Genomic DNA, 6,891 nt, shown 5'->3' on the forward strand with positions numbered 1-6,891 from the left:
GCCGGATCGTGCCCGGCTCGGGCCACCGCTTCCGACGGCAGCGCCGTGGTTCACGGGACGGAAGAAGGTGTCGGATGGGCGGTTTCACGCTCGGCGTAGAACTCGACGGAGAGGGGTGGCGACCCGAGGCGTGGCGGCGAGCCACCCACACCCCCGACCGCCTGCTCACCGCGGACACCGTGCGCCGACGGGTGGCCGCCGCCGAGAACGCCGGATTCACCCTCGCCACGTTCGCCGACTCGATCCTGCCGGGACACGAGATTCCCGGTCGCATCGATGCGGTCACCCGAGCGTCGTTCGTGGCCGCCACGACCAGCACGATCGGCCTGGTTCCCACGGTCGCCACCACCTACGCCGAGCCGTTCCACACGGCATCGCAGGTAGCGTCGCTGGACTACGCCTCGCGCGGGCGGGCCGGATGGATCGCCGAGCGCGCCGAGGATTCGCGCGCCGCCGCGGCCTGGGGACGTCCGCCGGTCGTGCAAGACCCGGATCTGGCTCGCGAGCAACGGGATTCGATCGAGGTGGCCCGTCGCCTGTGGGATTCCTGGGAGGACGACGCGGTGATCCGCGACTACACGAGCGGGCGTTTCCTGGACCGGAACAAGCTGCACTACATCGATTTCCAGGGCGACGCCTTCTCGGTGAAGGGCCCGGCCATCGTGCCGCGTCCACCACAAGGCCTGCCGGTGGTGTTCGGCGCCGAAGGCCCGGTCGACGTCCGGTTCGTGGCCGCCGAGTCCGTCGCGGCGGCCGTCGAGGCGGCGGCCGCGGCGCGCTCGGCCGGGGATTCGCTGGTCTTCGCCGAGGTCGAGGTCACCTTGGATGTCTCCGGGGTGCCCGCCGCGCAGCGATTCGGCGAAACCTCCGATGGGCCCGGCCGCCTGGCGTTCTCCGGTCCGGCCCAGGGCTTGACGGATCTGCTGACCGAACTCAGCGCCCACCTCGACGGCGTGCGGCTGCACCTCGCGGTGATCGACGAGGACCTGCCCGTGCTCGCGCGCGAAGTCCTGCCCGCCCTGTTGCGCACCGGGGTCGCGCATCGTCCTGTTCCCGGTTCGACGCTGCGCGCCAACCTCGGCCTGCCGCGCCCCGCCAATCGCTACGCGACCACACGCTGATCGTGAGGAGATCGTTTCCGTGACCGACTTCCCGCGCCCCGACGCCCAGGTCCACTTCGGCGTCTTCTTCCAAGGCGTGAACCACACCACGATCTGGTCCGATCCGTCCAGCGGTTCGCAGATCGACTTCGAGACCTTCCGCCGGGTCGCGCAGACCGCCGAGCGCGGCCTGTTCGACGCGTTCTTCCTCGGTGAGGGCCTGCGGCTGCGCGAACAGGACGGCCGGATCCTGGAATTGGACATCGCGGGCCGCCCCGACGCGATCACCCAGCTCGCCGCGCTGGCGGGCATCACCCGGCACATCGGCCTGGTGGCCACCCAGAACACCACCTACAACGAGCCCGCCGACCTGGCACGCAAACTCAGCGGCCTCGACCTGCTGTCCGGAGGTCGCGCGGGCTGGAACGCGGTCACCACCGACAACGCGTGGACCGGCGCGAATTTCCGGCGCGGCGGATTCCTCGATCACGCGCTGCGCTACGAGCGCGCCGCGGAGTTCGTCGCGACGGTGCGGGCGATCTGGGACGCCTGGGACGACGGCGCGATCGCCACCTCGCAGCAGAGCCCGTCATGGGCGCGCGCCGAGGCGATCCATCCCGTCGTGCGCACCGGCCCCCACTTCGACGTTTCGATCACCCCCACGCTGCCCCGCAGCCCCCAAGGCCATCCGGTGATCTTCCAGGCGGGCGATTCACCCGCCGGTCGCGATTTCGCCGCGAACCATGCCGACGTCATCTTCTCCAGGCACGGAACGCATTTCGACGACGCGCTCGCCTTCGCCACCGATATCCGCGCACGTCTGCGCGCGGCGGGCCGCCCGGACGACGACATCCGGATCCTGCCCGGCACGCAGATCATCCTCGCGGAGAAGGAATCCGAGGTAGAGGAGAAGGTGCGCTGGGTGAAGAACGGCCAATACACCGGCCAGACCGCGCTGTCGCTGGCCGGTCAGATCTGGGGCCGCGACCTGTCCGGACTCGACCCGGACGGCCCACTGCCCGCCGATGATCCCGAGCCACGCCCGATCTCGGAAACCCGAGGCGCACCTCGTTCCGGCCAGGACCCGGTGACCGTCGCCCGCGAATGGCGAGCCAGGGCCGAGGCGGAAAACCTCTCGCTGCGGGAAGTGGTGATCGCCTCCACCGAACGCTCCGGCTTCGCGGGCACCCCCACCCAAGTCGCCGACGAACTGGCCCGCTGGGTCCGCCACGGAGCCACCGACGGCTTCAACATCTCGCCTTACCTGGTCCCGACCGGCCTGGACGAGATCGTCGACTGGCTGGTCCCCGAACTCCAGGAACGCGGTGTGTACCGCACGGAGTACACCGGAACCACACTGCGCGAACATCTCGGGTTGCCCGAGCCGCTCACCCGGCGCACCTGACCGGAGGACGACCGTGATCACCTGTCCAATGGGCCACAACCCAGTGCGAGATCGGTAGGGGTGCAACGCAACCCGCTCGCGCACCAGCCTTTGACGTCCCGCCCCAGACCGCTCAGCTGCGACCTCTACTGGAAGGAACTGATGTTGTTCACATCCTGGCGCGGCCAGCCGGAGAAGTGCCAGTAGTAGGTGACCGAGTCCCAACCGTTCCACACAACGGGAGTCGACTCGCCCGAGTTCGAATACAGAAAGAACAGTTCGTGCCCGCCCTCGTACTCATCACTGGTCGCGCCGGGTGCGAGTTCGAACACCTGCTTCGGAACGTCGTACTCCTGCCGGAACACCGAGATCTGCTTGCCAGTGTCGTTGTAGAGCTGGTAGTACCCGGACGCAGCCTTTTCGGCAGGCGGCGAAGTTGCAGACGACGGTGACATGGTCTTCTGCTGGACCGTCATGCGGGTCTCAGTCATTTTGCACTCCTCCAGTTAGTGGGTTTGCGGTTTGCAATCGTCAACAGGAACATGCTCCAACTGCCCTATCGGCACTCGCTTCACCCTTGCTGGGTGAATCGCATGTCAGTCCATGCGGACATGGGAGTCGACGCTTCGGATTCATCACTGAACGCGCATTTCCGATACCTGCACACCGGTCAGGCCGCCACCTTCACCAGTTCGCCGACTGCGTAGCCGAGGGATTCGACGACCGCGGACTCGAGGTCCCGGGCCGTGGGCGGTGCGACGGTGTCGCCGCACTACCTGCCCTGTGCGCGCATGTTGCCGGGCAGCTTGCACCCGTCGGGACCGCCATGCCGCGCGCGATCTCCGCCGGCGCTGCGGACACGTCGACGCACCGCGTGTGAAGACGTGGGCTTCGGCGAATCTTCAAGTTGCCGACAACGCAGCCGCCGGTTTCCGGTTCCACGAACCACCCTCGGGAACGAGGAACCGGGAACCGGTCGGCCAGTCACGATGATCCAGCTAGCGAGATGCGCGCATAAACGTTCCAGGAGTAAGACACCTCGTGGCGTTCAAGTAGAACCATCGCCGCGTCCTTGACCGATACATCCGCTCTGCGTGTGGTGGAGGCTATTTCGACAGCATCAGTAGGCATGACCTGGACCACCCCTGAAGCCGGATAAGCAATCGTCACATGAGGATCAGATACCGACTCTTTTACTGGGGCTTCAGGCAAGACGGATAAAGTCGCCGAACGCAGCGCATCGCGAAGGTTACGCACGCGGTCAGCGGGCGATACCTTGAACCCTATTGCGCCACGTAGGTTGCCGGGTTGCTCAATCGTCATGGTGAACGGCTCTTGATCCTGACAATCGCGCCGAGCAGCGGTGACGATTCGGTCGAGCTGCTCCCGAGCAATTTGACCGCCATGTGCGATACGGTCCAGTGTTAGATGCAGACGATCCGAGGAGACCGGATGAAAATACGAAGCGTCTATCGTTTGCTGGCACTCTTTGGTCAGCGCATGGAGGGCCGAGGCATGCTCGAAAGTGATGAACCAGTAGTAGCCCAGGGGCCCGACGTGACGATCGCGCCGTTCATCGTCCGCATTACTCATTCTGCTCATCAAGGGTCTTCATGTTCGCTAGTGCCTCTCGTACAGCACGCAGTTGTGACGTGTCTCCCCACCTGGCCGTGGCATCCTGCACAAACTCCGAACCCCGGCGTCGAACTTGCATCATAGGCTTACCCGGTGACACGCCGAGGGCATCGAGCATGATGCTTGTAGCGGCATCCAAGTCGGCGTCTTCGGCCAAGAGATGTGAGCGCGCCAAGTCGATCATGACGAGTGAACGACCCCACGGAGAATTCGCGTCGTTCATCTCGGGCAAGGCAAGCGCCACATACTGCTCCACCTTGTCCGGCATTGCCAAGGAGAGATACGCGGTGGCCGCGTTCCCGGCCACCTGCGGCGGGCTGTAACTCTCGAGCGAGATACTGGATGGAACGACCGACGGTGCTCTGTAGTGCGACAAACGTTCGTAGGCCTGATCAACTGCGTGGTGTACACCCTCGACATCACCGAGCTTTCCCATCGCCCGTGCGACACCATTAATGGCAAGGCGGGCGTGCTGCGGCCCGGACCCAGCATGAGCCAGGCCGTCTTGTGCGTAGCGCAGCGCCTTATCGTACTGTCCCGCATAATATTCGCAGAAACTTTGCAGGCCGCGTGCCCACGCGACGAGGTTATTGTCCTGCGCATAGTCGCCGAGATGGAAGGACTCCAAGCAATAAGCTCGGGCGAGCGAAAAGTTCCCGGTCCCGACTGCGATGTAGCCAAGTAGTCCCGAGGTCTCACTCGCGATCTCGAACAGTCGACCTCGCTCTCTCGGATGACCACATTCGGCAATGAGCTCATCGAGCCAGACACGCTGCTTCTCGAGGGCCGGAACAAACTTGGCTGGATCAATCGTTTCGTACTGCGCGATGGTCTGGCGTGTACTGCTCTGGAGCTGCTGAAGAATCTCGGGATTGGTTGAGCGGCTGAGCTTGTGGACGCGAGCAAGTACCGTGATCAGCTCTTCACTGACCCCCTGATCGGGCCGCGGCGGCTCGATCCCCCCACTGTCTTCTGTGTGTGACGCACTGATCATTTCGTCATCCGCAGACGCAACACTGACATGCGTTGACCGACGGACTGGCGGGTGGTGCCGCGCCCGCCATGCAGACTCCCCTTCAGCCACGATTTGCTCAAACCGCGCCCGGTCTTCTGTGGTTGCTCGCTGGTCCAGCGTGATGTCCAGAATGGTCTGCGTATTCGAACGCGGCCTGACTGCACTGAGGCCCGTCCGCCAATTGTTGACGGTTGTCGTCTCCAGTCCTAGCAAGGCGGCGAAGTCTCGAACCGATCGCCTCATGGCTTCTTGCAGCGCCACCGCCTCAAAGCCCGTCCATGCCCGCCCTCTGACCATTGCCATACCTTACGATTTGCCGCCTGAACTGGGGAAACGCGCACGTTGGACCAACGTTACCCGACCATTACGCGATCGCGCGTGCCAACGGCCAAGGGGCACGGTTGAACCGGTCCCCGGCACCAAGCCGACGCCGCACCTCCCGAGCGGCGCATCCGCCCCGGTGAGCCGGAGTGGGTGGCGAAAGCCCTTGGTGCCGGGACCGCGTTCTGCCTCAGTCACTTTGCCGGAAGGTGTTCCCCGATGCCCCACGCGACCCTCGCTGTGCACCAGCTCGCCACTATGACCAAGCCTGATACTCATCAGGCCCCTGAGCGGCCCTTCGCCTTTGACCAGGCGCACGTAGTGATGCGATTCCATGTTGCCTGTCGAGCCGAGAAATGCCCCCGAAAGGCTGCCGCGCTTCAGGCTCTCATCGCGGTCGGCCGCGTTATCCCCTCCACTGACAAGCCACGGTGATCAGCTTTGCGGCCCCTTCGCCCGGCACAGCGTATACGGCACATCCACATCGAATCCGGCGCGCTCAGCCTGGACTACCAGGCCGGCGCCGAGCAAGCGCAGAACGTTGCCGACGAACTGACGCGGAGCTTCCCGGAACTGGTGATCACCGTCGATGACGATGTCCGTACTGATCTGCCGCCGCTGCCCTGCGCCGGGCTGTGGGACTGAGCCCGATTCCGCTTCTTCCGCCGTCGGTATTCGAACCCGAAAGGACACCCGATCCGTGCCATCCGATTCTCAGCCGCCGAAGCATTTCGTTCTCGGGATCACCCCGAATGTGCCATTTACCTTCACGGTTCCGGCTGCCGAGGCGCGGCTCGACCAGTTGGTGACTGATGTGCGAGCGGTGCGAGTGCGGCTGCCGAAGAAGGCAAAGGACGCGTTTCCGCCGAGGACGGAGAGGACACCGGCGGGAGGGTCGTCGTGACCTTCTCGAATCCGCTGCCGGACAGAACGTTTGTCCGAGCAGACGGCATGCTGGCTGAGTTCATGTGCCATGCGCATTTACTGGAGCTGACCGTTGAACGCGCTCGCGAGCTTCGGCGCATCCATCGGTTTCACCGCCCGGACGAGTGCATCGTGCATCTCGAAGTGGCCTACGTGCTACTGATCGAGGACGGCGACTGAGTTGGCGGCGTCGGTCGTTTGGATTCTGTGGCCGAGCTCGGTGCTCTTCACTGCAGTGTTGAGCGTGCGGGTCGGCGCCTATTGGAGCTCGACCAACTCCTCTGGGCGGCATCGGGCAGAGATGATGCCGAGCCGGGAACTTTGGGGCAGCGAACTGGCGGACAAACCAGACGGAAATGTCTCGGAGAGCGGACAAGCGCCGGTCCGAGTCGCGGCTATCCGATGGCGGAGCGGTGAGGACGATACCGAGGTGCTGCCACGGGTGCAGGACCTCAGGCCTTCGACGCGGCGCACGCCGATTCGACGGCCTCCGTGGGTCTGAAGAACACAAC

Annotated in this window: 7 protein-coding genes; 4 read left to right on the plus strand and 3 right to left on the minus strand. The window is 64.7% G+C overall.

Features of this window, described 5'->3' with window-relative positions; all coding sequences use genetic code 11:
* The first annotated feature begins 74 nt into the window (after positions 1-74).
* Entirely contained in the window at positions 75-1,121 is a 1,047-nt protein-coding gene (locus ACFU5M_RS33680; RefSeq protein ID WP_379055532.1) for an LLM class flavin-dependent oxidoreductase, read from the plus strand.
* A gap of 19 nt (positions 1,122-1,140) precedes the next feature.
* The gene (locus tag ACFU5M_RS33685) at positions 1,141-2,505 is read left to right on the plus strand and encodes an NtaA/DmoA family FMN-dependent monooxygenase (RefSeq protein ID WP_379055534.1); all 1,365 of its coding nucleotides are present in this window, start codon (positions 1,141-1,143) and stop codon (positions 2,503-2,505) included.
* 125 nt (positions 2,506-2,630) lie between these two features.
* On the opposite strand, the gene ACFU5M_RS33690 is transcribed toward ACFU5M_RS33685, so the two are convergent.
* The 3 genes from ACFU5M_RS33690 to ACFU5M_RS33700 all read right to left on the minus strand — a co-directional run bounded on the left by ACFU5M_RS33690 (position 2,631) and on the right by ACFU5M_RS33700 (position 5,431).
* On the minus strand, positions 2,631-2,975 hold the full coding sequence (locus ACFU5M_RS33690) for a hypothetical protein (protein WP_379055536.1): 345 nt from the start codon (positions 2,973-2,975) through the stop codon (positions 2,631-2,633).
* A gap of 493 nt (positions 2,976-3,468) precedes the next feature.
* On the minus strand, positions 3,469-4,077 hold the full coding sequence (locus tag ACFU5M_RS33695; RefSeq protein ID WP_379055538.1) for a 2'-5' RNA ligase family protein: 609 nt from the start codon (positions 4,075-4,077) through the stop codon (positions 3,469-3,471).
* Positions 4,070-5,431 (minus strand): hypothetical protein, encoded by a 1,362-nt coding sequence (locus ACFU5M_RS33700; protein ID WP_379055540.1) that lies wholly within the window; start codon positions 5,429-5,431, stop codon positions 4,070-4,072. Before ACFU5M_RS33700 ends, ACFU5M_RS33695 begins: the two co-directional genes overlap by 8 nt.
* A 465-nt stretch (positions 5,432-5,896) precedes the next feature.
* Here ACFU5M_RS33700 and ACFU5M_RS33705 point away from each other — a divergent pair, with 465 nt between their 5' ends.
* Positions 5,897-6,100, plus strand: a complete 204-nt coding sequence (locus ACFU5M_RS33705) for a hypothetical protein (protein ID WP_379055542.1) — start codon at positions 5,897-5,899, stop codon at positions 6,098-6,100.
* A gap of 255 nt (positions 6,101-6,355) precedes the next feature.
* Positions 6,356-6,559 (plus strand): hypothetical protein, encoded by a 204-nt coding sequence (locus tag ACFU5M_RS33710; protein WP_379055544.1) that lies wholly within the window; start codon positions 6,356-6,358, stop codon positions 6,557-6,559.
* The last annotated feature ends 332 nt before the right edge of the window (positions 6,560-6,891 follow it).

The sequence above is a fragment of the Nocardia sp. NPDC057455 genome (assembly GCF_042802775.1).
GTDB lineage: Bacteria > Actinomycetota > Actinomycetes > Mycobacteriales > Mycobacteriaceae > Nocardia.